13 protein-coding genes are annotated in these 25,873 nt (G+C 67.4%); 11 read left to right on the top strand and 2 right to left on the bottom strand.

The window, feature by feature from the left end:
• Positions 1–14 precede the first annotated feature (14 nt).
• From M2361_RS07135 to treY, 7 genes are read left to right on the top strand one after another with little or no spacing between them, the layout of a single operon-like run.
• The gene (locus tag M2361_RS07135; protein WP_259247403.1) at positions 15–3,257 is read left to right on the top strand and encodes an alpha-1,4-glucan--maltose-1-phosphate maltosyltransferase; all 3,243 of its coding nucleotides are present in this window, start codon (positions 15–17) and stop codon (positions 3,255–3,257) included.
• 18 nt (positions 3,258–3,275) lie between these two features.
• A complete protein-coding gene (treS, locus tag M2361_RS07130) occupies positions 3,276–6,686 on the top strand; it encodes a maltose alpha-D-glucosyltransferase (protein WP_259247402.1) in 3,411 nt (1,136 codons plus the stop codon).
• Entirely contained in the window at positions 6,683–8,890 is a 2,208-nt protein-coding gene (gene glgB / locus M2361_RS07125; RefSeq protein WP_259247401.1) for a 1,4-alpha-glucan branching protein GlgB, read from the top strand. The genes treS and glgB overlap by 4 nt, the downstream gene beginning before the upstream one ends.
• A 4-nt stretch (positions 8,891–8,894) precedes the next feature.
• Positions 8,895–11,006 (top strand): glycogen debranching protein GlgX, encoded by a 2,112-nt coding sequence (gene glgX / locus M2361_RS07120; protein WP_259247400.1) that lies wholly within the window; start codon positions 8,895–8,897, stop codon positions 11,004–11,006.
• Positions 11,003–12,802: a malto-oligosyltrehalose trehalohydrolase gene (gene treZ, locus M2361_RS07115; protein ID WP_259247399.1), complete on the top strand. Its 1,800-nt coding sequence runs from the start codon at positions 11,003–11,005 to the stop codon at positions 12,800–12,802. Before glgX ends, treZ begins: the two co-directional genes overlap by 4 nt.
• Complete coding sequence (gene malQ, locus M2361_RS07110) at positions 12,799–14,961, top strand: 4-alpha-glucanotransferase (RefSeq protein ID WP_259247398.1); 2,163 nt, start codon at positions 12,799–12,801, stop codon at positions 14,959–14,961. The genes treZ and malQ overlap by 4 nt, the downstream gene beginning before the upstream one ends.
• A complete protein-coding gene (treY, locus tag M2361_RS07105; RefSeq protein WP_259247397.1) occupies positions 14,958–17,711 on the top strand; it encodes a malto-oligosyltrehalose synthase in 2,754 nt (917 codons plus the stop codon). The genes malQ and treY overlap by 4 nt, the downstream gene beginning before the upstream one ends.
• A gap of 12 nt (positions 17,712–17,723) precedes the next feature.
• Here the strand turns inward: treY and fhuE are convergent, their stop codons facing one another.
• Complete coding sequence (gene fhuE, locus M2361_RS07100) at positions 17,724–19,931, bottom strand: ferric-rhodotorulic acid/ferric-coprogen receptor FhuE (RefSeq protein WP_259247396.1); 2,208 nt, start codon at positions 19,929–19,931, stop codon at positions 17,724–17,726.
• Between the two features lie 272 nt (positions 19,932–20,203).
• On the opposite strand from fhuE, the gene M2361_RS07095 reads away from it, so the two are divergent.
• Genes M2361_RS07095 through M2361_RS07085 form a run of 3 tightly spaced genes read left to right on the top strand, consistent with a single transcriptional unit; the run spans position 20,204 to position 23,861 of the window.
• Complete coding sequence (locus M2361_RS07095; protein ID WP_259247395.1) at positions 20,204–21,346, top strand: metallophosphoesterase; 1,143 nt, start codon at positions 20,204–20,206, stop codon at positions 21,344–21,346.
• Between the two features lie 39 nt (positions 21,347–21,385).
• A complete protein-coding gene (locus M2361_RS07090; protein WP_259247394.1) occupies positions 21,386–22,888 on the top strand; it encodes a hypothetical protein in 1,503 nt (500 codons plus the stop codon).
• A gap of 49 nt (positions 22,889–22,937) precedes the next feature.
• The gene (locus M2361_RS07085; protein ID WP_259247393.1) at positions 22,938–23,861 is read left to right on the top strand and encodes a ProQ/FinO family protein; all 924 of its coding nucleotides are present in this window, start codon (positions 22,938–22,940) and stop codon (positions 23,859–23,861) included.
• Positions 23,862–24,012: 151 nt separating this feature from the next.
• Here M2361_RS07085 and M2361_RS07080 read toward each other — a convergent pair whose 3' ends face one another.
• A complete protein-coding gene (locus M2361_RS07080; protein ID WP_259247392.1) occupies positions 24,013–24,594 on the bottom strand; it encodes a DUF4202 domain-containing protein in 582 nt (193 codons plus the stop codon).
• 216 nt (positions 24,595–24,810) lie between these two features.
• On the opposite strand from M2361_RS07080, the gene M2361_RS07075 reads away from it, so the two are divergent.
• Positions 24,811–25,779, top strand: coding sequence for an alpha/beta hydrolase (locus M2361_RS07075; RefSeq protein ID WP_259247391.1), 969 nt, complete (start codon positions 24,811–24,813; stop codon positions 25,777–25,779).
• Positions 25,780–25,873 lie beyond the last annotated feature (94 nt).

Below are 25,873 nucleotides of genomic sequence, written 5' to 3'. Positions count from 1 at the left end.
AAAGGCGAATGCCCATGGCTGCTGCTTCGACGCCCGTCCCCTCTTTGCCCGCCGCGCTGCGCATCTGCCACGCGCCCCTGGGTTTGCCGGACGGCGCGCCGACGGCAGGCGACCCCGCCACGCTGCAAGCCCGGCTGGCCCGCATCCAGCAAGCCGGCTTCAATGCCGTGCTGATTCCGCCGCCCTGGCTGCGGCCGGCCGATGCGCGCACGCTGGCGCCCATCGATGCCGACCTGAGTCCGGCAGGCGATAGCACCGAGCCCATCACCGAGCGTCTTGGCCGCCTGGCCCGCGCCGCCACGGCGCAAGGCTTGATGCTGATGCTGCGGGTAGTGCTGGACCGCGTGTCGGTCGATGCCAGCCCCTCTACCGCGCAGCCCGGCTGGTACCACGCGCCGCCTGACGACCCCGCGCGCGACCCGCGCTTGCCGCTGAGCACCTGGGGCGTGATGGCGCTGAACCGCGAACCGCCCCCCGAGTTTGCCCGCGGGTTTGCGCACGCTTGGGCCGAACGGCTGCTGCGCTGGGTCGACGCGGGCGTGGCCGGTTTTGTCTTTGAATCGCCGCAGGCGCTGCCCGCCGCAAGCTGGCGCGACCTGCTGGCCCCGCTGCGCCAACATGCCTCCCCGCCCCGCTGCCTGGCGTGGACGCCCGGCCTGACCCAGCCGCAACTGGACGCGCTGCGCGATGCCGGTTTTGATGGCGTGTTTTCGTCCTTGCCCTGGTGGGACTACAAGTCCGCCTGGCTGGCCGAAGAAGCCGCGCGGCTACAGCGGGTGGCGCCGGTGCTGGCCAGCACGCAGCCGCTGGAAGGCCACGCCCCGAACCGGCCTGACGCGGATATACGCGGCGCCTGGGCCGCCGCCTTTACCGCGAATGGCTGGATGGCGACGGAAACCGAGATCGACGCGCCCGCCCAGATTCCAGACATCAACCAATGGCTAAGCGGCCAGGACCTGCCCACGGGGTTGCCCGCGGGGTTGCCTTGTGTGCTGGGCGGCCGCGATGGCCGCGCCACGCTGATCCTGCGCAACACCGCCGACGGCGCCACGGCCGTGCTGGCCCTGAACCCCGCCGACGCCAAGCCCGCCCACATCGATTGGGATGCGGTGGCCCCCAGCCTGCCGCCCGGCGACATCCTGCCCCAACGCATGACGGACGCGCCCGTCCTAGCTGGCGACACGCTGCCGCCCGGCGCCTGCATGCTGCTGTCCGTGACGCCCATGCCGCCCGTGCGCGAGGCCTCGCGCCACCCCGGCCCGCGCACCGAAGGCGGGGCCGGCCTGCGCGTGGCCATTGAAAGCGTGTCGCCCGCCGTGGACGATGGCGCGCATCCCGTGAAGTGCACGGTGCATGAGCGCATCACCGTCCAGGCCGACCTGTTGATGGATGGGCACGACCGCATCGCGGGCGAAGTGCGCTGGCGCGCCGCCGACGAAGCCAACTGGAAACGCACGCCGCTGAAACTGCTGTCCAACGACCGCTGGCAGGCTAGTTTTCGGCCCCGGCGAATCGGACCGCACAAATTCCAGGTGGCGGCGTGGTTTGACGTTTGGCAGACCTATCACCACGACCTGGAGGTCAAGCACGACGCCGGCCTTGCGCTACAGCTTGAAGTGGCCGAGGGCATGCAGTTGCTGCGCGAAGCCGATAAGCGCGCCAGCCAGCATGCCTATCCCGCCGACAGCGTGGCGGTCGTCAAGCAGGCGTTGAAAACCCTGCCCGACCCGAAGGCGGGCACGGAACCCACCGAGGCGCACATCGCGCTGCTGCTCAGCCCCGAGCTGGCCGCCGCCATGCGCGCGCTGGACGCCCGCCCCTTTGAAACCGTGACGCCGGCCCCCTACCCCATCTGGGTCGACCGGCCGCAAGCCTGCCATAGCGCCTGGTACGAACTATTCCCGCGTTCGCAAGCCCGCGAACCAGGCCGCCACGGTACGTTTGACGACGTGATCGAACGCCTGCCCGACATCCAGGAAATGGGCTTTGACGTGCTGTACCTGCCGCCCATCCACCCGATCGGCCTAAGCAACCGCAAGGGCCGCAACAATGCGCTGACCGCCGGCCCGGACGATGTGGGCAGCCCGTATGCGATTGGTTCACCCGACGGCGGGCACGACGCCATCGAACCCAAGCTGGGCACGCTGCCCGACTTTTTGCGCCTGGTGCGCGCCGCGCAAGAACACGGTCTGGAAATGGCGCTGGACTTCGCCATTCAATGTTCGCCCGACCACCCCTGGCTGAAAGAGCACCCTGATTGGTTCTCGTGGCGGCCCGACGGGTCGCTGCGCTATGCCGAGAACCCGCCCAAGAAATACCAGGACATCGTCAACGTCTCTTTCTATGGCGGCCCGCCGCGCCGCGCCCGCAAACTGGCGCTGTGGCGCGCGCTGCGCGACGTGGTGCTGTTCTGGGTGGACAACGGCGTGCGCATCTTCCGCGTGGACAACCCGCACACCAAGCCGCTGCCCTTCTGGCAATGGCTGATAGCCGAAGTGCATGGGCAGCATCCCGACGTGCTGTTCCTGTCCGAAGCCTTTACCAAGCCCAAGATGATGTACCGGCTGGCCAAGGTGGGCTTCACGCAGTCGTACACGTACTTCACCTGGCGCAATGACCGCGCCGAATTGCAGTCGTATTTGGAAGAAATCTCGCACCCGCCGCCGGCTGACTTCTTCCGGCCGCACTTCTTCGTGAACACGCCCGACATCAACCCGGTGTTCTTGCAGACCTCGGGCCGCCCCGGCTTCTTGATCCGGGCCGCCCTGGCCGCCATGGGCTCGGGCCTGTGGGGCGTCTACAGCGGCTTTGAACTGTGCGAGGCCGCGCCGGTGCCGGGCAAAGAGGAATACCTGGATTCCGAAAAATACGAGCTGCGCCAGCGCGACTGGCGTGCCCCCGGCAACATCCGCGCCGAAATCGCGCGCCTGAACCAGATCCGCCGCGCCAACCCCGCCCTGCAAACGCATCGCGGGCTGACGGCAATACCCAGCGGCAACGACCGCGTGCTGGCCTTCGTGAAGGCCACGCCCGGCTTGGGCAACGTGGTGTTCACCGCCATCAGCCTGGACCCTTTCCACCCGCAAACCACGCATCTGGAGGTGCCCTTCTGGTTGTTCGGTGAAGCCCGGCCCGCGCACCTTGAAGTCGAAGACCTGCTGACGGACAGCCGCGACACCTGGCGCGACGCGACGCGCACCGTGACGCTGTCTCCCGACCAACCCTATCGTGTCTGGCGCCTGTCCCTGCATGGTTGACCGCGCTTGGAGCCCAATATGATCAGTGAAACCCACCCCCAGAAAGATGACGGTCTTTGGTACAAGGACGCCGTCATCTACCAGTTGCATGTGAAGTCGTTCTTCGACTCGAATGACGATGGGGTGGGCGACGTCCCCGGCCTGATCATGAAGCTGGACTACATCGCCAGCCTGGGCGTGAACACGATCTGGCTGCTGCCGTTCTACCCGTCGCCACGGCGCGACGACGGCTATGACATTGCCGACTACCGGGGCGTGCACCCCGACTACGGCACCGTGGCCGACGTGCGCAAACTGATCCGCGAGGCGCATGCGCGCGGCTTGCGCGTCATTACCGAACTGGTGGTCAACCACACGTCGGACCAGCACCGCTGGTTTCAGCGGGCGCGCACCTCGCGCCCCGGTTCGGCGGCGCGCAATTTCTACGTGTGGTCCGACAACGACAAGGCCTACGCCGGCACCCGCATCATTTTTTGCGACACGGAAAAGTCCAACTGGACCTGGGACCCCGAGGCCAACGCCTACTTCTGGCACCGCTTCTATTCGCATCAGCCCGATCTGAACTACGACAACCCGCAGGTGCTGAAAGAAGTGCTGTCGGTGATGCGCTATTGGCTGGACATGGGCGTGGACGGGCTGCGCCTGGACGCCGTGCCGTACCTGGTGGAACGCGAAGGCACCAACAACGAGAACCTGCCGGAAACGCACCAGGTGCTGAAGCAGATACGCGCGGTGATCGACCAGGAATATCCCAACCGCCTGCTGCTGGCTGAAGCCAACCAATGGCCCGAGGACGCGCAGGAATATTTCGGCACCGGCGACGAATGCCATATGTCGTTCCACTTTCCGCTGATGCCGCGCATGTACATGGCGATTGCGCAGGAAGACCGCTTTCCCATCACCGACATCATCCGGCAGACGCCGGACATACCCGAAACCTGCCAATGGGCCATCTTTCTGCGTAACCATGACGAGCTGACGCTGGAAATGGTGACTAGCCGTGAACGCGATTACCTGTGGAGCGTCTATGCCGCCGACACGCGCGCGCGCATCAACCTGGGCATCCGCCGCCGCCTGGCCCCCTTGCTGGAACGCGACCGCCGCCGGGTTGAACTGATGAACAGCCTGCTCTTGTCGATGCCCGGCACGCCGGTGCTGTATTACGGCGACGAACTGGGCATGGGCGACAACGTGCATCTGGGTGACCGCGACGGTGTGCGCACGCCCATGCAATGGTCGCCCGACCGCAACGGCGGTTTCTCGCGCGCCGACCCCGAGCGCCTGCCGCTACCCGTGCTGATGGGGCCGCTGTACGGTTACGAGGCCGTCAACGTCGAGGCCCAGCAGCGCGACCCGCATTCCCTGCTGAACTGGACGCGCCGCATGCTGGCGCAGCGCCGCCAGACCCACGCCTTCGGCCGCGGCACGCTGCGCTTCATCCAGCCCGGCAACCGCAAGATTCTGGCGTACCTGCGCCAATGGAACGACACCATCATCCTGTGCGTGGCCAACCTGTCCAACGCGGCGCAGCCCGTGGAATTGCCGCTGCAAGCGTTCAGCGGCCGCGTGCCGGTGGAAATGCTGGGCGGCACGCCGTTCCCCGCGATCGGCGAACTGCCTTATCTGCTGACGCTGCCGCCTTATGGCTTTTACTGGATGGATTTGAGCTCCGACGCCGCCCCGCCGGGCTGGCATGCCAGCGCGCCCGAGCAGATGCCCGAGCTGACGACGCTGGTCTTGAAGTCGCGCGGCGGCGCGGCGTTGACGGATGCGTCGCGCAGCACGCTGGAAAAGGAAGTGCTGCCCGAATACCTGGCGCGCCAGCGCTGGTTTCCGGGGTCCACGGCGCCGTCACGCGCCCGGCTGGCCTACGCCACGCCGTTTCATGCCAATGGCGGCGAGTACTACTGGGCCGAAGTGGAGCCCGAGGACGGCAGCGGCGACGGCGGCAGCGGCACTGATGCCGACAACGCCAACGCGCCGGTCAACGATCACCCCCTGCGTGTCCAGGCGCCCTTCGTGCTGATCTGGGATGAAACCGCCCAGGTGCAATACCCCATCGCGCGCGTACGCCGGGGCGCCGAAGTCGGCACCCTGGCCGACGCCTTCCTGCAACCCGGCTTCGTGCAGGGCGTGATCGAGGCCTTGCGCGCCAGCCAGGCGCTGGACGGGCGCGACGGCGGCAAACCCGGCGACAAGCCCGGCATCATCCGCTGCCTGCCGGAACCCGCCCTGGCCGACCTGGACTTCGGCGACGAGCCCGCCTTGCAATGGATCAGCGCGGAACAGTCCAACAGTTCGGTCATCGTCGGCGGGCAAGCCATCCTGAAGCTGATCCGCAACGTACAGCCCGGCATATCGCCCGAAGTGGAAATCTCGCGCCACCTGACGCGCGCGGGCTACGCCAATATTCCCGCCCTGCTGGGCGAGGTGCTGCGCGTAGACGCCGACGGCGTGCCCCACACGCTGGCCGTGCTGCACGCCTTCGTCACCAACGAGGGCGACGCCTGGACCTGGACGCTGGACTATCTGAAACGCACGCTGGGCGCCGCGCTGCTGGGCGGCCACAGCCCCGAGGAATTCGAAGCCAGCCTGGAAGGCTATACGGTCATGGCCAGCACCATTGGCCGCCGGCTGGCCGAGCTGCACAACACGCTGGCACTAGCCACGGACGACCCCGCCTTTCCCGTCCACACCGCCACCACGGAAGACGCCCAGGCGCACGCCGCGCGCATCATCGCGCAACTGGATCGCGCCGAACAAGACCTGCGCGCCGCGCAGGACCGGCTGGAGCCGCCGTCGCACGCCTGCGCGCAATGGTTGTTTGAACATCATGGCCGCCTGGTCAAGCAGGTGGATGGCATGGCGCAGGCGCTGACGGGCGCGCCGCTCATCCGCGTACACGGTGACTTCCATCTGGGCCAGGTGCTGGTGGCGCAGACGGACGCCTACCTGATCGACTTCGAAGGCGAGCCCATCCAGACGCTGGAGGCCCGCCGCAGCGTGACGACGCCGTACAAGGACGTGGCCGGCATGCTGCGTTCGTTCGACTATGCCGCCGCGTCGGTGGCCCGTAGCGACCCGATGGGCGGCGCGCCCACCGACGCCAACGCGGGCCCCGGGGATTCGTCCGCCGCCCCGGGCGTGCCGCAGGACTTGCGCGACACGCTGCTGGCGCGCTTTGGCTCGCGCGCGGTCGAGGCCTTCCTGTTGGGCTATCAAGAGGCCGCCTCCACCGCCATTGCGCTGCCCGCCGCGCAAGAAGACACGTTGCTGAAGCTGGCGCAACTGGAAAAGGCCGCCTACGAAGTCAGCTATGAAGCCGCTCACCGCCCCGAATGGATCTCCATTCCGCTGTGCGCGCTGACCGAGCTGGCCCGCGAACTCTTGCAAGATGCGGCGATCAGCGCCGAGGAACACTCACGATGAATCTTCATGACAACGGCGCTCCGTCGCCGTCTTCTCCGCCTGCGGGCCAGCTTGATCCCTCCAGCTTGCAGGCCTTGGCCACGGGCCAGCACGCGGACCCGTTCTCGGTCCTGGGTCCGCACGATGGCGTGGTGCGCGCGTTGGTGCCCGGTGCGCGCGCGGTCGCGGTCGTGACTGCCGACGGCGCCCGCCTGCCGCTGCATGAACAAGGCGAAGGCCTCTACACCGGGGCCGTCCCCGACGCCCGCCCCGGCGACCCGGGCTCGTACCAATTGGCCATCCAATGGCCCGACACCGAACAACTCACGCCGGACACCTACGCCTTCGGCCCGGTGCTGTCCGACGCCGATCTGGCTGGCTTAGCCAGCGGCGACTGGCGCGCCGCGTTATCCGTGCTGGGCGCGCGGCTGGACGACATGCAGGGCGTGCCCGGGCTGCGCTGCGCGGTCTGGGCGCCCAATGCGCGCCGCGTTGCCGTGGTGGGCGACTTCAATAGCTGGGATGCCCGCCGCCACCCCATGCGCCTGCGCCATGCGGCCGGCGTGTGGGAACTGTTCATCCCCGGCGTCATGGCGGGCGATTGCTACAAGTTCGCCATTACCGACAACTCGGGCGCCATCGTATTCAAGGCCGACCCCATGGCGCGCCGCGCCCAGCCCTCGCCGGCCACCGCTTCGGTCGTTGACGACCCCACCCCTTATTCCTGGACGGACGACGCATGGATGCGTTCCCGCGCAGAGCGCCAAGCGCGCCACGCTCCCATTTCCATCTACGAAGTGCACGCCGGCTCATGGCTCGCGCCCGACGCCGAGCGCTGCGTCTGGGACCAGCTCGCCGACAAGCTGCCCGCCTACGCAGAAGCCATGGGGTTCTCGCATGTGGAGCTGATGCCGATCATGGAATATCCCTTCGGCGGCTCCTGGGGGTACCAACCCCTGGGTATGTTCGCGCCGTCCGCGCGCTTTGGTCCGCCCGCCGCCTTCGCCCGCTTCGTCGACCGCTGCCACGCCGCCGGTATCGGCGTCATTCTGGACTGGGTGCCCGCCCACTTTCCGAATGACGCCCACGGGCTGGCGCGCTTTGACGGCACGCCGCTATACGAATACGCCGACCCGCGCGAAGGCTATCACCCCGACTGGAACACGCTGGTCTACAACCTGGGCCGCACCGAAGTCAAAGCCTTCATGATCGCCAGCGCCGTGCACTGGCTGCGGGAATTCCATATTGACGGGCTGCGCGTGGACGCGGTGGCCTCCATGCTCTACCGCGACTACAGCCGCCAACCCGGCGAATGGATTCCCAACGTACACGGCGGGCGTGAAAACCTGGAAGCCGTGGCCTTCCTGCGTGAACTGAACACCACGGTGCGCGAACAGGCGCCCGACGCCATCGTGGTGGCCGAAGAGTCCACCGCCTGGCCGGGCGTGACCGCGCCGGTGGCCGAGGGCGGCCTGGGCTTTCACTACAAATGGAACATGGGCTGGATGCACGACACGCTGCGCTACATGCACGAAGACCCGGTCCATCGCAAATACCATCACCACGACATCACCTTCGGCATGGCCTACGCCTATTCCGAACGCTTCATCCTGCCGCTCTCGCATGACGAAGTAGTGCACGGCAAGGGCTCGCTTCTGAACAAGATGCCGGGCGACACCGCCACCAAGCTGGCGAACCTGCGCGCCTACCTGGGTTTCATGTGGGCGCACCCCGGCAAGAAGCTGCTGTTCATGGGCGGCGAACTGGCCCAGCCCGCCGAATGGAATCACGATGCCTCGCTGAACTGGAGCCTGCTTGACGACGCCGGCCACAAGGGCGTGCAGCGCCTGGTGGCCGACCTGAACCGGCTGTATCGCGAATCGCCCGCGCTGCACGAGCAAGACACCGACCCCGACGGCTTTGCCTGGCTGGTCATGGACGACGCCGACCACAGCGTGGCCGCGTTCCTGCGCCGGGGCCGCTCGTCCTTGATGCTGGCCGTCTGCAACTTCACCCCCGTCACCCGCCACGGCTACCGCGTCGGCGTGCCCCTGGGCGGGCGCTGGACCGAATCCCTGAACACCGACGCCGGCTGGTATGGCGGTTCGGGCCAAGGCAACCAGGGCGCCGCGCAGTCATCGGACCAGGCCGCCCACGGCCACGCCCAGTCGCTGTCGCTGACCTTGCCGCCGCTTGCCACCCTGTTCTTCACGCACCAAGGCTGAATCCATGGACCCCACTCAGTTCACCCGTCTCACCACCGGTCAGCCGTATCCGCTTGGCGCCACCAGCGATGGCCTGGGCGTGAATTTCGCCGTGTTCTCGGCCAACGCCACCCGCATCGAGCTATGCATCTTTGACGCTCGCGGCCGCAAGGAACTGCGGCGCTTCGACCTGCCCGAATGCACCGATGAGATCTGGCACGGTTACCTGCCGGATGCGCAGCCGGGACTGATCTACGGCTATCGCGCCCATGGTCCGTATGACCCGCGCAACGGCCACCGCTTCAATCCGCATAAGCTGCTGCTGGACCCCTACGCCCGCCAGATGACCGGGCCGGTCAGCTGGAGCGATGCGCTCTTTGGCTACCGGCTGAATCATGCGCGCGCCGACCTGTCGATGGACCGACGCGACAGCGCGCCGGCCATGGCCAAGGGCGTGGTGACCGAAGACGTGCCGTTCAACTGGGGCAACAGCAAGTCCCCCAACACCCCGTGGACGGACACCACCATCTACGAAGTGCATCTGCGCGGCGTCTCGATGCAGCGCGAAGACTTGCGCCCGCCCCTGCGTGGCACCTGCGCCGCGCTGGCGGACCCGCGCTTTATCGAACACCTGCAACGGCTGGGCGTCACGGCCGTGGAACTGCTGCCCGTGCACGCCTTCCTGCAAGACCGCTTCCTGCTGGAACGGGGCTTGCGCAACTACTGGGGCTACAACACGTTGTCGTTCTTTTCGCCGGAACCGACTTATCTGCAACGCGGCCCCAACGACTTGCGCCAGGCCGTGCGGCGCTTGCACGCGGCCGGCCTGGAAGTGATTCTGGACGTGGTCTACAACCACACCTGCGAAGGCAGCGAGCTGGGGCCCACGCTGTCCTGGCGCGGGCTGGACAACGCCAGCTACTACCGGCTGATGCCGGGCGAAGAACGCTACTACATCAACGACACCGGCTGCGGCAACACCGTCAACGTGTCGCACCCCCGCGTGCTGCAAATGGTGATGGATTCCCTGCGTTACTGGACGCAGTCGTATGGCGTGGACGGCTTCCGCTTCGATCTGGGCGTCACACTCGGCCGCGAAGGCACGGGCTTTGACCCCGGCTCGGGCTTCTTCGACGCCTTGCTGCAAGACCCCGTGCTGGCCGGCGTGAAGCTCATTTCCGAACCCTGGGACATCGGCCCCGACGGCTACCAGCTAGGCAACCACCAGCCCGGCCTGGGCGAATGGAACGACCGCTACCGCGACACCGTGCGCCGCTACTGGCGCGGCGACGAAGGCATGCGCGGCGACATGGCCGCGCGTCTGTGCGGGTCGCGCGACATCTTCGACCGCCGCCATCGCCGCCCCTGGGCCAGCATCAACTTCGTGTCCTCGCACGACGGCTTCACCATCCAGGACGTGGTCAGCTACGACGGCAGCCACAACGAGGCCAACGGCGAAGATGGCAACGACGGTCATTCGGAAAACTACAGCCACAACTGGGGCGTGGAAGGTCCGACGGAAGACGCCACGATTCTGGAGCGGCGCGGCCGCGTCCAGCGCGCCTTGCTGGCCACCTTGTTCCTGTCGGACGGCACGCCGATGATGCTGGCGGGCGACGAGTTCGGCAACAGCCAGGACGGCAATAACAACGCCTATTGCCAGGACGGTCCGCTGTCATGGCTGGACTGGGTGCAGGCGCAGAGCGACACGGGCCGCGCGCTCAGCCACTTCGTGGCGCGGGTGGTGGCGCTGCGGCGCGATCACCCCAGCCTGCGCGCGGCGCGCTTTGGCGACGCGGCGCAGGAGATCTGCCCGGGCGTCAGCGCCATCAGTTGGCTGGACACTCACGGCGGGCCCATTGATCAGGCCGCCTGGGACGACCCAACATTGCGCACCATGGCCCTGCGGCGCGCGGCGCTGCGCGAAGACGGCAGCGCCGATATTTCCTTGCTGCTGATGAACCCCAGCGCCGAGCCGGCCACCTTCACCTTGCCCGAACCCGGCCAAGCCTGGATGCGTGAACTGGACTCCGCCACGCAAGTGCCCGCGGCCCCCGTTTCTGAATCCGAGGTCACGGTCGAGGCGCATAGCCTCGTCCTGCTGACCGCCACCTGCATCCCCGGAAGTGCCTCATGACCGTGTTGCCCGAACCCTATACCCATGGCGCGCTGCCGCTGCCTGACGGCCGCACGCGCTTTCGCCTGTGGGCGCCGTCGGCCCCGGCCGACCTTGCCCTGGTGATGGACGGGCGAGTTCCCATCGCGCTGCAACCGGATGCCGACGGCTACGCCCAGGTGGATGTGAACTGCCCGCCCGGCACGCGCTACCGCTATCGCATCGGGCAGGACCTGCTGGTGCCCGACCCCGCCTCGCGCTTGCAGGATGGCGACGTGCATGGCGCCAGCGTCGTCGTGGGGCCGGACACCTACCCCTGGCGGCATGCTTCCTGGATGGGCCGCCCCTGGCGCGAAGCCGTCATCTACGAAGCGCATCCGGGTCTGGCGGGCGGCTTTGCCGGCCTGACTGAACGGCTGCCTGACCTGGCCAAGCTGGGGATCACCGTGCTTGAACTGATGCCCATCGCGGACTTTCCCGGCCCGCGTAACTGGGGCTACGACGGCGTTCTGCCCTACGCGCCGGACACGGCCTATGGCACGCCCGACGAACTCAAGCGCTTGATCGACACCGCGCACGGGCTGGGCCTGTGCGTGATGCTGGACGTGGTCTACAACCACTTCGGCCCGGACGGCAACTACCTGTCCCAATACGCCGCGCCCTTTTTTCGCGACGACGTGTCCACGCCCTGGGGGGCCGCCATTGATTTCCGGCAGCCCGCCGTGCGCCGCTACTTTGAAGAAAATGCCCTGTACTGGCTGACGGAATACCGCTTTGACGGTTTGCGGCTGGACGCGGTGCACGCCATTTCCGACCCCGATTGGCTGGTGGAACTGGCGCGCTTCGTCCGTGGCCAGGTGCCGGCGCAGCGCCACCTGCACCTGGTGCTGGAAAACGACGACAACCGCGCCAGCCTGCTGACGGAAGGCTACGACGCGCAATGGAACGACGATGCGCACCATGTGCTGCATCACCTGCTGACCGGGGAATCCCGCGGCTACTACGCCGACTATGCGGAACAGCCCGCCCAGGCGCTAGCGCGCTGCCTGGCTGAAGGATGGCTGTATCAAGGCCAGCCTTCGCCTTACCGGCAAGGCGCGACGCGCGGCGAACCCAGCGGCCACCTGCCGCCCACGGCCTTCGTGCTGTTCCTGCAAAACCATGACCAAACCGGCAACCGCGCCTGGGGCGAGCGGCTGACCGAGCTTGCCGAGAACGCCGAACGCCTGCGCGCCGCCGTCACGATGCAACTGCTGGCGCCGCAGATTCCGCTGATCTTCATGGGCGAGGAAAGCGGCAGCCGCGCGCCTTTCCTGTACTTCACCAGCCACACGGACCCGGCGCTGGCGCAGGCTGTGCGCGAAGGCCGCCAGCGTGAATTCGCCGCGTTCCCGGAATTTTCGGGCGCCAATGGCGAGCCCGTGCCCGACCCGAATGCCGAAACCACCTGGGAGCAAAGCGCGCCCTGGCCCCAGGCCGACAGCGCGGAAGCCCAGTCCTGGGGCAACCTGTACAGCGCGCTGCTGGACCTGCGCCTGCGCGTGATCGCGCCCCGCTTGGAAGGCGCGCGCAACGTGTACGCACGTGCCGTGGGCGACCACAGCGTGCACGCCCGGTGGCGCCTGGGCGACGGCGCCTTACTGACGGCGTACGTCAACCTGGGGCCGATGCACGTGGCCTTGCCGCGCAAGCAGGCCACCACGCCGCCCCTGGCCTCGTCGCTGCTGTTTGAGTCGCGCGCGGGAGCGTTCGACGCCTTGAGCCAAGGCAGCGTCTGCCCGGAAAGCACTGTCTGGCTGCTGGAGGACGCAGCATGAGCGGCGCCGCCCCCGCCGGGCTGTCCGAGCTGGCCGCCGAGGCCGGTATTGCCGAGCACTGGACCGACGCAAGCCAGCGCCCGTGCCGCGTGTCGCCCGACACCTTGCGCGCGCTGCTGGCCGCCATGGATTTACCGGCTGATTCCGAGGCGGACATTCGCGACAGCCGCCACCGCTTGGCCGAGATGTCCGCGCGCGCGCACCTTCCCGCCATGCTGATCGCGCTGCCGGGCGAGGCCGTGCCGCTGCCGCCCGATTGCGCGGGCGCCTATCGCATCGAATCCCCCTTCGGGCCGGCCCTCTCCGGCCGCACCTCACTGGGACAAGACGGCGCCGCCACCTTGCGCGCGCCGACCGGCCCCGGCTACTACACCGTGCACACGCAGGCCGGGATGACGACGCTTGCCGTCTGCCCGCCGCGCGCGCCGTCGCTGGATGAACTGCTGCAAGCCCAGGACGCTCGCGCCTGGGGCCTGGCCGTACAGGTCTACAGCCTGCGGCGCCCGGCCCCCGACCCAACCCAGGCCACGCACGGCTTTGGCGATTTCGGCGCGCTGCACGACCTGGCGGTCGCCACCGGCTCGGCTGGCGCCGATGCCCTGGCCATCAGCCCCGTGCACGCCATGTTCGCGGCGGACCCGTCGCAGTGCAGCCCCTATTCCCCGTCCAGCCGCTTGTTCCTGAACACGCTGTACGCCGACCCCGCCGGCATCCTGGGCGCGGACGCCGTGCGCGACGCGCTGGCGGGCATGACCCAGGCGCGACTGCCTGTGCTGGACGCGCAACCCTTGATCAACTGGCCCGCGGCGGCGGCGTTTCGCCAGCAACTGCTGCGCCGCCTGCACGACCGCTTCACCACCCACGCCAGCGCCGAGCAACGCGGCGCCTATGACAGCTATCGCGCCACGGCCGGTTCCGACCTGTTCGAGCACGCCCTGTTCGAAGCCCTGCACGCCGAGCACAGCCTGGCGGCGGGCGCCCCCGTGCCCTGGACGCAATGGCCCGCTGAATTTCGCGACCCGCGCTCATCCGCCGCGCAACGCTACGCGGCCGAACACGCTCACGATGTGGACGCGCACATGTTCAGCCAATGGCTGGCGGCCGAAAGCCTGAAGCGCGTGCAGCACGCGGGCCGCGATGCCGGCATGCGCGTGGGCGTGGTGGCCGACCTGGCCGTGGGCGGCAGCCCGCATGGCAGCCACGCCTGGAGCCGGCATGCCGACCTGATGACACGCGCCAGCGTGGGCGCACCGCCCGACCTGTACAACCCGCTGGGCCAAGGCTGGGGCCTGACCGCGCTGTCACCCACCGCCTTGCAGGCCTCCGGCTACTCGGCCTTTCTGGCGATGCTGCGCGCCTGCCTGGCGCACGCTGGCGGATTACGCATCGACCACATCCTGGGCATGGCCCGGATGTGGCTGATACCCGACGGCGCCAGCCCGCAAGACGGCGGCTATCTGCGTTATCCCTTGCAGCAGTTGCTGCGCCTGACCGCGCTGGAAGCTTGGCTGCACCGCGCGCTGATCGTCGGTGAAAACCTGGGCACGGTGCCGGAAGGGTTCGACGAACAGTTGGAAGCGCACGGCGTGCTGGGCATGGACGTGCTGTGGTTCATGCGCGACGCCGGTGCCGCGCCGGAAGCGGGTGCCGACAGCGCAACCCCGCCCGCGCCGTCCACCGCGCCGCCCGACTTTCTGCCACCCTCGCAGTGGCCCGCCAATGCCGTCGCCATGACTACGACCCACGATCTGCCCACGCTGGAAGGCTGGTGGCACGCGCAAGACATCCTGTGGCGTTCCCGCCTGCGCTTGCTGGCGCCTGACCAGGACGAAGCCGCGCTGCGTGCCGGCCGGCTTGATGAACGCGCCAGCCTGTGGCGGGCGGTGCAATCCTGCTCGCCGGCGGCGTCCACCTTGCCGCTGCCGCGCCGGACGCCCAGCGCGGAGCTGCTGGGCTTTGTCGCCGCCACGCCTTGCCCCTTGATGCTGGTCACGCTGGAAGATTTGACCGGGCAGTTGGACCAACCGAACCTGCCCGGCACCACCACGCATCACCCGAACTGGCGCCAGCGCGTGCCGCTGTCCGTGGCGGACTGCCTGAGCGCGCCCACCAGCCAGGCGCGGCTGCGTCCGGTGCGCGCATTGCGGGGTCGGCCATGAACCCGACGCTTATCCCCCGCGCCACCGCGCGCCTGCAGCTGCATGCCGGCTTCACGCTGGACGACGCCCGCGCGCAGCTTCCCTACTACGCCGCGCTGGGTGTCAGCCACCTGTATCTGTCGCCCATCACCCAGGCCCGCGCAGGGTCCACCCACGGCTATGACGTGATCGACCACCAGCGCGTCAGCGCCGAGCTGGGCGGCGAAACCGCCTTGCGCCGCCTGGCGGACGCCGCCCGCGCGCGCGGTCTCGGGCTGATTGCGGACATCGTGCCCAACCACATGGCGGCGCATGCGTCGAACCCCTGGTGGGCGGATGTGCTGCAACACGGACAGGACAGCGCGCACGCCGGCACCTTCGATATCGACTGGGACGCGCCCGACCCCGCGTTGCGCGGCAAGGTGCTGCTGCCTGTGCTGGGCGACCTGTACGGCCAGGCCCTGGCGGCGGGCGACATCCGCCTGGAGCACGATGCGGACGCGGGCACCTGCCATATCCACGCGGGCGGCCAGCGCCTGCCGCTGGCGCCGGGCTCGCTGACTGGCGAGTCGGCAACCAGTGAACTCAGAGACGAGCTAAAACCCGAGCTAAAACCTGATCTAAAACGAGATCCAACACGCAAAGATCTCGCGCGCTTGTGCGCCGCCTGCGACCCCGGCACCGACGCGGGCCGCGCGCGGCTGCATGAGCTGCTGGAACGTCAGCACTACCGGCTGGCATGGTGGCGCACTGCGCCCGAGCAGATCAACTGGCGCCGTTTCTTTGAAATCAGCGAACTGGTTGGCGTGCGCGTGGAAGACGGCGCGGTCTTCGATGCCGTGCATGGCCTGGTGTTGCGCTTGTATCGCGAAGGCGTGCTGGACGGCTTGCGCATCGACCACATCGATGGCCTGGCCAGCCCCGGCACGTATCTGCGCCGCCTGCGCCATGCCTTGCGGCAAGCGGATAGCGAGCGCAAACAGGCCGGCCTGCCTGGCGGCGCCTATCTGATCATTGAAAAAATCCTGGCCGACGACGAATCGCTGGACGCGCGCTGGCCCACCGAGGGCACCACCGGCTACGACTTCATGGACCAGGTGGGCGCGCTGCTGCATGCGCCCGAGGCGCAAGCCCAGCTTGAACGCTGCTGGGTAGCGTTAAGTGGTGACCCCCGCGACGCCACGGCCCAACTGCGCGACGCGCGCCACCGCATGCTGGCGCGCCATTTCCCCGCTGAACGACAGGCGCTGGTGCGCGCGCTGACGCGCATCGCCCGCTTCGACCTGCGCACGCGCGACTGGACCAGCCCGGCCATCGACCGCGTGCTGACGGCCTTGCTGGCGGCGTTTCCGGTGTACCGCAGCTATGCGGAAGACGGGGGGCGCAGCGCGGCCGATGCGCACTGGTGCCGCGTGGCGCTGGACCAGGCGCGAGAAGCGCTGGGCGACGCCACCGCCGACGCCCGCTTGCTGGAACAGATTGACGAATGGCTGGGCGGTGCGGCGCAACAGGACGTGGCCGACACCGCCGTAACGCAAGCCCGCGCCCTGGCCTTGCGCCGCTTCCAGCAACTGACCCCGCCGCTGGCGGCCAAGGCACTGGAAGACACCTTGTTCTACCGACGTGGCCCGCTGCTGTCGCGCAACGAGGTCGGTTCCAGCCCCACGCGCTTTGCGCTGCCGCTGCAAGCGTTCCATGCGCTGAGCGCGGCGCGTGCGCGCACGCATCCGCACGCCATGCTGGCCACCGCCACGCATGACCACAAACGCGGCGAAGACACGCGCGCGCGGCTGGCCGTGCTGAGCGAAGCGCCCGACGAATGGCTGCGCATGGTCGGCGCATGGATACCGCGCCTGGCCAAGCCGGGGGCGCCCAGCCCCGCCGACCGCTATCTGCTGCTGCAAAGCCTGGTGGGCGCGTGGCCACTGTCGCTATCGGTCGAGCGCCTGGATGACGGCAGTGTTGAGGTCACCGCGTCCGTCTCTGAATTTCTTGAACGCATCGCGCAGTGGCAAGAAAAAGCCCTGCGTGAAGCCAAGCTGCACACAAGCTGGACCGATCCGGACGCCGCCTACGAAGACGCCGCCCGTGCCTGCATCACAGGCTTGCAAGACCCGGGCGATGGCCAGGCGCTGCTGCGCGACATCGGCGCGTGGGCCTTGCGCATCGCCCCCGCCGGGCTGGTGAACAGCCTGACCCAGACCTTGTTGCGCAACACGCTGCCCGGCGTGCCCGACCTGTACCAAGGCACCGACCTGTGGGACTTCAGCCTGGTCGACCCCGACAACCGACGCCCCGTCGACTACGCCGAACGCGCGGCGTTGCTGAAGGCAGCGGATGCCGAGCTACCCATGGATACCGACGCCGCCGCCTGGCGCAGCGGCGCCATCAAGCAGCAACTGATCCGCCGCACCCTGGCGCTGCGCGCCCGCCACCCTGACCTGTTCAGCCTGGGAGATTGCACGCCGCTTGCTGTCATCGGCCCGCGCGCGGCGCACGTAATTGCCTATGTGCGCCGACATGAGGGGCGCAGCGTTGTGGCGGTGGCGCCCCGGCTGTGCGCGCGGGCACTGGCGGCTTACACGGAAGACCAAGCCGCGCAGGCTTGCCGCTACTGGGAGGGCACGCGCGTGGTCCTGCCCGCCGATATTGATGCGGGCACGCTGCGCAATGTGCTGTCCGGGGCTCAGGTCAGTGCGAACGCGGCGGGCGAAATGCCCTTGACCGCGCTCTTGCGTGACTGCCCGGTGGCGCTCTGCGCAAGCGCATGAGCGCCGCCAAACTTAGTACTGATAGCGCATCGTCAACATCCCGCTGGTGCCCGCGCCCCAAGCCCCTTGGCTGTAGAAGCCGACCTGGCTGTAGTACTTGCGGTCAAACACGTTGTTGACGTTCAACTGCGCCGACAGGTTGCGGTTGAAGCGATAGCGCGCCATCAGGTTGGTGATGGCGTAGCTGCCCTGGCTGACGCGCTCGTCGCCGTTGGGGCCGCTGGCAATCGTGTAGACACCGCTTTGCCAGTTGACGCCGCCGCCCACCGTCAGGCGGTTCCAATCGCCCGGCAACTGGTAGGTGGTGAACAGGCGCACCAGCGAGCGCGGCTGGTCGGTCTGGATGGGGGCACCGTCACCGTCGCGGGCCGTCCAATGCGACCAACCGGCCGCCACGTTCCAGCCCGGCGTCACTTCGCCCGACATCTCCAGGTCAAAGCCACGGCTGCGCGTACCTTGTGCGGCCCGATATGCCTGGTTGATCGAACCCGGCACCAAGTAGCCCGGGTCGGTCTGAGCGACGTTGTCCTGTTCGACTTGAAAAATGGCGGCGCTGGCATTCAAGCGGCCTTCGAGGAATTCGCCCTTGATACCGGCTTCATAGGACTTGCCTTCCAGCGGATCCAACCAACTGCCGTTGCGGTCCTGATAGCTTTGCGGGTTGAAGATGCCGGTGTAGCTGACGTAGGCCGTGTAGGTCTCGTTGATGTCGTACAGCAAGCCGGCGTAGGGAATGAAGGCGTCCTTGTCGAAGGCGGTATGGTCACCGCCGCCAAAGCCCACCGAGTCCGTCTTCCAGGTGCTATAGCGGCCGCCCACGATCAGTTTCAAGGGGTCGGCCAGGTTCAGGCGCAGCGCGCCGTACCAGCCGCTTTGCTTGGTGGTGTAGCGGCTGGCGGTGACGGCAGTGTCGCTCCATTGCGGTTCGGGATACGAGCCATCCCAATTGAAAAAGTTGCCTACCGGCGCGGCGTCCAGCGCCGAGCGGTAGTCGAAGTCCGCGTATTGCCGGGTGAAGCTGGCGCCCACCACGGCTTCATGGCGGCGGCCGAAGGCCGTGAACGGGCCGGAGGCCTTCAGGTCCAGGCTGTTCTGCTTGCGGTCGCCCACGTACCAGGCGGGCGAACCATTCACGCCCAAGCCGGTTTCGCGGTCGGGCCAACCGTACAGGTACAGCAGCTTGCCATCCATTTCGTGCTTGGAATGGGACGCCACGGCCTGCACGCGCCAGTCGTTGTCAAAGCGGTGTTCCAGGCTGGCAAAGCCGCCCGAGGTGGTGCTGGCCCAGGAACTCCAATCCGCGCCGGTATTCAGCGACCGCTTCCAGTCCGTGCGCCCGCCGTCCGCGTACCACAGCGGAAAGCCGCCCCAACTGCTGCGTTGCGGGTCGTTGTCCTGATAGTTGAAGCCGGCGCTGAAGGTGGTGCGCGAGCTCAGGTCCGCGTCCACCACGCCGTAGAAGATCTTTTTCTTGTTCTGGTAGCCGTCCAGGTAGGAATGGTTGTCCTGGTAGGCCGACACGATGCGGCCGCGCACGCTGCCGGATTTGTTCAACGGCGTGGACAGGTCCAGCGTGCCGCGATAGGTGTCCCAATTGCCGGCGCTGACGCTGACGTCGGCCTTGAATTCGCGGCTGGTGGCGTGTTTGCGCACCAGATTGATGGACGCCGACGGATTGCCCGAGCCGGTCAGCAGGCCGGTGGCGCCCCGCACGACTTCCACGCGGTCATAGATGATGGGGTCGAGGGACGACTCGCCGCCCGCATAGCCCGTGTCGAAGTCGGTGGGCACGCCGTCGTACAGGTAATTCGTAATAGAGAAGCCGCGCGAGCTGAATGAATAGCGCTCGCTGTCGTAGTTCTGTACGGAGATGCCCGGCGTGCTGGCCATGACGTCGGCCAGGGACAGCATGTTTTCGTCTTCCATGCGCTGGCGGGTCACCACCGTGACGGATTGCGGCGTTTCACGCAGCGTCAACGGCAGGCCCGTGCCGGCGGCCGTGGCGCGCGGCGTGTAGGACCCCGTCCCTTCTGTCGTGGTCGGGTCGCCCTCGCCCACGACCTGGACGGTAGGCAAGGTTGCCACGGCGCTGTCCTGCGCGGCTGCATTGGCGGACGCCAGCGCCATCAGCACCAGGACAGCGGTACGGCGCCGAGGGAAGCCGGGCTGATCAACAGAAGGTATACGGGGTTTGCGGCGTTGCGGCCTGGCTGCTTGCATGCTGGCTTCCTCTCCCTGGGGGGCTTTTGATGTGGGGAGAAAGTGTAATGCGACTAATTCTCATAACTATCTGTTGTTGCGAAATTACGACGAGTATTCGTGACATGTATTCGCGGAGACGCGCCTTGACTCGCCCACGCGCCGCTGCAACTTGCACACGGCCTCCTTGATCTGTCACCAGAACGCCCTGTCGCACCGGCATAATGTCGCTGGCTCCGGCCGGTCCGATTTTTTCCAACGGCATCCCGCCCTCTTCCAGTAGGAATCACCGCGTGTTCCATGTCTTCACGGGACTGATCAGTCTCTACGTCATCTGGCGTTTCGTCCTGCCCCTGTCTTTATCCAAGCCCGCCAAGCTGTTGCTGTCCGCCTTGCTGATTGCCATTGCCGAACACCATCTGGTGACGCGCCACTTCTTCGGCTCGATGGCTTCCCCGGAGATCCCCGCCACACTGATCATGGTGCTGGGCTGGCTCTTCGGCGGGCTGCTCTTGCTGGCCATGCTGCTGCTGGTGCGCGACGTGGCCGGCGTGGCGGTCTACGCCGTGTCACGGGCGCGCGGCCGGCGCTTGCTGGCGGCGCGCCGCTGGGGCGCTACCGCCGCCGTGCTGGCCATGGCGCTGTCCGCCATCGGCGTGTGGCAGGCCGTGCGCGTGCCGGACGTGAAGACCATTGAAGTCGCCTTGCCCAAGCTGCCGCCCGAGCTCGATGGTTTTCGCCTGGTGCAGTTGACCGACCTGCACGCCAGCCGGTTGCTGGAGGCGCCCTGGATGCAGGCCGTGGTCGACAAGACGAACGGCTTGAAGCCCGACCTGATCGTGATCACGGGCGACCTGGTCGACGGCACCACCGACGCCCGCGCAGCCGATGTGCTGCCCCTGCAAGCGCTGCGCGCCCGCCATGGCGTCTACGCGATTCCCGGCAACCATGAGTACTACGCGGAGTACCGACGCTGGCTGCCCGCTTTCGAACACCTGGGCCTGCGCCTGCTGCTGAACGAGCATGTGACCTTGACGCCCGACGGCCAGCGTCTGGTGCTGGCCGGCGTGACGGACAAAATGGCGGCCGCCTACGGCGAGGATGTGCCCGATGTGACGCGCGCTCTGGACGGCGTGCCGGCGACGGACCCGGTCATTCTATTGAGCCATCGCCCCATCGGCGCGGTGCAAAACGCCCGTGCCGGGGCCGGGCTGCAACTGTCCGGCCATACGCATGGCGGGCAGATCCTGGGGCCGCATCTGCTGACGCAACTGGCCAATGAAGGCTATGTATCGGGCGGATACGACGTCGACGGCATGCACCTCTACGTCAGCAATGGCGCCGGGCTGTGGCCGGGATTTCCGATCCGTCTGGGTCGCCCCTCGGAGATCACGCAGATCGTGCTGCGTTCGCCTGCCAAGGCCACGCCGCAATAAGCGGCTTCAACAAACGGCATCAACGTTAGCGCCCCGCCGATGATCTACCTGCTGTGGTCCCTGCCCGCCCTGATCGTGATCGCCGCCATCGCCAGTGGGCGGGTCAACACGACGGTAGCCGCCGTGCTGGGGCTGTGCGCTGCCATCCCCATTGCGCTGTTCGCCGCGCCCGGTGGCGGGGTGCCCCTCGGCGAGGCGCCCTTCGGCGGAGCGCCCTTTGGCGGAGCGCAGTTGGCGGTGACGCTTGAGCGTGGGGCATGGATCGGCTGGATCATCACGCCTTACATTCTGGGCGGCCTGCTGTTCTGGCAGATGGCCTCGCAGGGCCAGGCGCCCGTGCAGGCCGCCGCACATCCCGAATTGAATGACCCGCTGGCCCGGCGGCGGCGCCTGTTCCTTGCCTGTTTTCTGATCGGCCCCTTCGCCGAATCCGCCACGGGGTTTGGCGTGGGCATGCTGGGCACCGTGGTGCTGATCCGCCCGCTGGGCCTGAAGCCGCGCGACATCATGGTGTTTGCCTTGTTGAGCCAGACCCTGATTCCGTGGGGCGCGATGGGCAGCGGCACCTTGCTGGCGTCCGCCTATGCGCGCGTGCCGGCCACGCAACTGGCGCTGTACAGCATGGTGGCGGTGGCCTTGCTGATGGCGGTGTGGATGCTGCTGTTCTGGCGCACCGCGCGCCACGCCGGGCTGCGCGCCGACGCCGCCGAACACGGGCGCGAAGCCGCCTGGATCGCGGTAAGCCTGGCCCTGCTGAGCGCTGCTACCGCCGTGCTGGGCCCCGAAACCGCGCTGCTGGCCTCCTTTGGCCCCTTGATCGTGCTGCGCTTCGTGCTGGACCGCCGCCCCAGCCGCGCCCAGGCGCTGGCCGCCGCCCGACGCGCGCTGCCCTACATGCTGGTGATTGCCTGCCTGGCCGTCACACGGCTCGTCCCCGCGTTGAATCAAGCGTTAGGCGCCTGGGCCGACATCCAGCCCTTCACCGACCTGCCCGCGTGGAAGCCCTTTTTGCACGCCGGCAGTTGGCTGATCGCGGGCGCGCTGGCGCTGGCCGCCTGGCGCCGCGAGCCACGCGCATTGACGACCCAGGCGCGCGTCGCCTGGCACACGGGCCGCCACGCCGTCATGTCCGTCTTCCTGTTCGCGATGATGGCCGAAGTGCTGGCCGGCGCGGGCATCTCGCAAGCCTATGCCGATGGCCTGTTCGCCACGCTGCGGGAATGGACCTTGCTGATCACACCCTTGCTGGCGGGCGCCTTTGGTATTCTGGCCAACAGCGGCAACGCGCCGAATAGTTTGTTCATGCCGTCGCAGCTATCATTGGCGCTTAACGCGGGCTTGAACGTGCCGGCAGCGGCTGCGCTGTTACACGTTTCGGGCACGGCAATGGGCATTTTTTCTCCCGTCAGGATGTCGATTGCGGCGGGTTTGGCCCACGGACAAGGGCAAGAACGCGGCGTGTATGTTCTACTACTGCCGTTTGCCCTGGCCGCGTTCGGCATTCTTTTATTCCTGGCACTGCTTGTCGTGCTGTCTGGATAGCCGCCCGAGCGCTGATGCTCTCGGCCTCAACCTTTTTTTTGTGTAGCAAATGGGACTAGAACAGTTAGCCGCGATCCGGGCCTTGATCACCAAGCAGGCGCCTGAAGAGCCTACCCCCAAGAAAGACGCGCGTCCGCAAGGCGGCGGCAAAGGACCTCGCCCGCCTGGTGGCGGCAAGGGCCCGCGCCCGCAAGGCGGCGACAAGAACGCACGCTCGCAAAGCGGCGACAAGGGTCAGCGCCCGCAGCGCGAACGCCGCGAATCGCCCGTGGACCCGGTCGTGGTCGCGATCTCGCGCCTGCAACGCCAGTTTCCCAACGCCTTCCCGAAGAATCCCGCCCCGAAGCTGCCGCTCAAGCTGGGCGTGCTGGCTGACCTGGTGCAACACGCCCAGGCCTTGCAGTTGGACGAGGCGCAGATCAAGGAAGCAGTCAAGACCTGGTGTGATGGCCGCCGCTACTGGGCGTGCATGGTGGAAGACGCGCCGCGCGTGGACCTGAACGGCGAACCCTCGGGCGCCGTCACCGCCAACGAAGCCAAGCATGCCAAGCGCATGGCTTCGCGCAGCGCGTCCAAGAACGCCGCCGCGCGCAACAAGGCCAAGAAGGAAGCCGCGGCTGCCGCTGCCTCTGGCGAAGCGCCTGCCGCGGATGCGGCTGCGGGCACCGACACCGCCGCTTCGGCCTCTGCCGCCGTCGCTGCTCCGGTCTCGGCGCCTGTCACCGCTCCGGTCCAATCGTCACCGCAAGCGCCGGCTGAGTCTTCGGCTGGCGCCACGGTCGACACCACGGAACTCACCGCTGATACGACGAAGCTCACCGCTGATTCAACGGAACTCACTGCTGACTCAACGAAGTTCACCGCTGATACAACGGAACTCACCGCTGACTCGGCATCCGTCGACACGCCGGCTTCGTCCAGCGACGCATCCGCCAAGGCTGCCGACGATACGTCCACCGACAAGCCTGCGTAGTCATACCGCCTTTGCGCAAGCTTCGGCTTGCACGACGGCAACAAGCCCGGCTCGCGACGTCATCGTCGCGGCCGGGCTTGTGTGTTTTTGCTCGTGGTGCGCGTTAACCGCCACGTGTTAACCGCCACGTGTTAACCGCGTATGCCGCCCTTTACGCCGCTAGCGCCTGCTCCAGGTACGCCGTCCCGGCCGCGCTATACGGCAAGGTCAGCGCCCACTTGTGGCCCGCCGCATCCATCTTCTGCAAAGACTTCCGCAGAATCTCCACGATCTTCTCGCCATGCGCGGGGTGGAAGGCTTCGTACTGATATTGCAGGAACACCAGGCACAAGGCATTTTCCATGGTCTGCACATCGGCGTCCTGCTTGATGCCCTGCTTCATCACGATGGTCTTGACGCGGTCGATCACGTCGTCTTCGTAGCCCGTCTCGCGCAGAATCCCTTCCGCGACGCTGGCATGATGCCGCGCCAAGGCCTTGCGCCACGTCAGATAGCCCACGCGCCCATCGGGATAGCTCTTGCGGCTGATTTCCCACCGCCCGATGTGCTGGCAGCGCGACGCCAGCACCAGCGGCAACGATGCGTCGGGCGCCAGCTTCAAAACCCACTCATGCAGCTTCTGCGCCAGGAACAGTTCCTGCGGACAGGTCTCGCCCTGCCAGGTAAACAAGTTCGGATCGGTGCCGTTGTACTGGTCAAACCGAAGCAGCGTCTGGTGCAGGCGGTCGTTCATATGTGACGTTTCCAAGAAGGCGATAAAGGGTGACAAGGCAAGCGTGACGACAGTGAGCGTGACGACAGCAAGCCTGGCAAAGCGTATTAAGCCGGCGCGGCTGAAGACGCAACGATGATAGCGCCAAGCGCGGCCGCGCAAGCGGGTTTCAGCAAGGCCGCGCGATCCGCGTCATACTGGCGCGTTCCCCGCATTGGCCTTCCCCACAGGACCCCCATGAGCGACGCTTCCCACACCCCTACCCTGGCGCCCGACGTACTGGCCGCGCAAGCATTGGCGCAACAGCACGGCGTGGGCACAGCCAACGTGCTGACCACGCCCATTGCCGAATTCCGCGAAAAAAGCCGCGCCTACCAACAGTGGTTGAGCCAGCCCGCGCCACCCGTTGGCCGCGTGGTGGAACACCGGCTGGACCATCTACCCGTGCCCGCCACGCTGCGTCTGTACTACCCGGAAGGCGCGGGTGACGCGCCGCTGCCCCTGTACCTGCACCTGCACGGCGGCGGCTTCGCGCATGGCGATCTGGATTCGCTGGACCGCTGGAAACGCGAGATCGCGGCCGACGCCGGCATCGTCACGGCGGGCCTGTCTTACGCTCTGTCGCCCGAAGCCCGCTACCCCGTCGCGTTGGAGCAAGTGCTGGGCGCGCTGCGCTGGTTGCGCGACCAGGCGCCCTCACTGGGCCTGGATGCATCGCGCCTGTCGGTGGGCGGCGAATCCGCCGGCGGCAATCTGACGCTGGCCGCGCTGCAACGCCTGCGCGACGAGGGCGACGCCTTCATCAAGACCGGCGTCGTCATCTACGGCATGCTCTCCGCCCGCCGCGACACGGCTTCGCACGACGCCTATGGCGACGGACGCTTTGGCCTGTCCACGGAAAAGCTCGATTGGTACTGGCGGCAGTACGTTGCCGACGCCGCGCAATTGACGGACCCCGGTGTCGCCCCGCTGCATGCCGACATGAACGGCCTGCCACCGCTGATCCTGCAAGCCGCCGCGCTGGACCCGCTGCTGGACGACACGCTGGACCTGGCCAACAAACTCTTCGCCACCGGCGCGGCGCCCATGCTGGTCGTCTATTCCGGCGTGCCGCACAGCTTCATCGGCATGACACGCCTGCTGCCCCAAGCGCAAGAGGCCCGCGCGGACTTGATCCACGCCTTGAAGCGCAACTTGGCCGCTTAGCTGTGCTGCTTAGCTTTAACGCTTAGCTTTGCCACTTAGCTTGACCACTTAGTTTGGCCTCTTAGGAAAGCGAGACGCAGTTTCGTAGTCGTCC

Origin of the sequence: Achromobacter sp. JUb104 (assembly GCF_024806975.1) — a bacterium.
GTDB lineage: Bacteria > Pseudomonadota > Gammaproteobacteria > Burkholderiales > Burkholderiaceae_B > Achromobacter > Achromobacter spanius.
The sequence above is the reverse complement of the archived record's forward strand: the minus strand, read 5'-3'. Positions and strand labels throughout refer to the sequence as shown.

Excerpts from the sequence above, each read along its gene's own strand:
- M2361_RS07135 (WP_259247403.1), top strand. The coding sequence starts at position 15 with ATGGCTGCTGCTTCGACGCCCGTCCCCTCTTTGCCCGCCGCGCTGCGC.
- treS (WP_259247402.1), top strand. The coding sequence starts at position 3,276 with ATGATCAGTGAAACCCACCCCCAGAAAGATGACGGTCTTTGGTACAAG.
- glgB (WP_259247401.1), top strand. The coding sequence starts at position 6,683 with ATGAATCTTCATGACAACGGCGCTCCGTCGCCGTCTTCTCCGCCTGCG.
- glgX (WP_259247400.1), top strand. The coding sequence starts at position 8,895 with ATGGACCCCACTCAGTTCACCCGTCTCACCACCGGTCAGCCGTATCCG.
- treZ (WP_259247399.1), top strand. The coding sequence starts at position 11,003 with ATGACCGTGTTGCCCGAACCCTATACCCATGGCGCGCTGCCGCTGCCT.
- malQ (WP_259247398.1), top strand. The coding sequence starts at position 12,799 with ATGAGCGGCGCCGCCCCCGCCGGGCTGTCCGAGCTGGCCGCCGAGGCC.
- treY (WP_259247397.1), top strand. The coding sequence starts at position 14,958 with ATGAACCCGACGCTTATCCCCCGCGCCACCGCGCGCCTGCAGCTGCAT.
- fhuE (WP_259247396.1), bottom strand. The coding sequence starts at position 19,931 with ATGCAAGCAGCCAGGCCGCAACGCCGCAAACCCCGTATACCTTCTGTT.
- M2361_RS07090 (WP_259247394.1), top strand. The coding sequence starts at position 21,386 with ATGATCTACCTGCTGTGGTCCCTGCCCGCCCTGATCGTGATCGCCGCC.
- M2361_RS07085 (WP_259247393.1), top strand. The coding sequence starts at position 22,938 with ATGGGACTAGAACAGTTAGCCGCGATCCGGGCCTTGATCACCAAGCAG.
- M2361_RS07080 (WP_259247392.1), bottom strand. The coding sequence starts at position 24,594 with ATGAACGACCGCCTGCACCAGACGCTGCTTCGGTTTGACCAGTACAAC.
- M2361_RS07075 (WP_259247391.1), top strand. The coding sequence starts at position 24,811 with ATGAGCGACGCTTCCCACACCCCTACCCTGGCGCCCGACGTACTGGCC.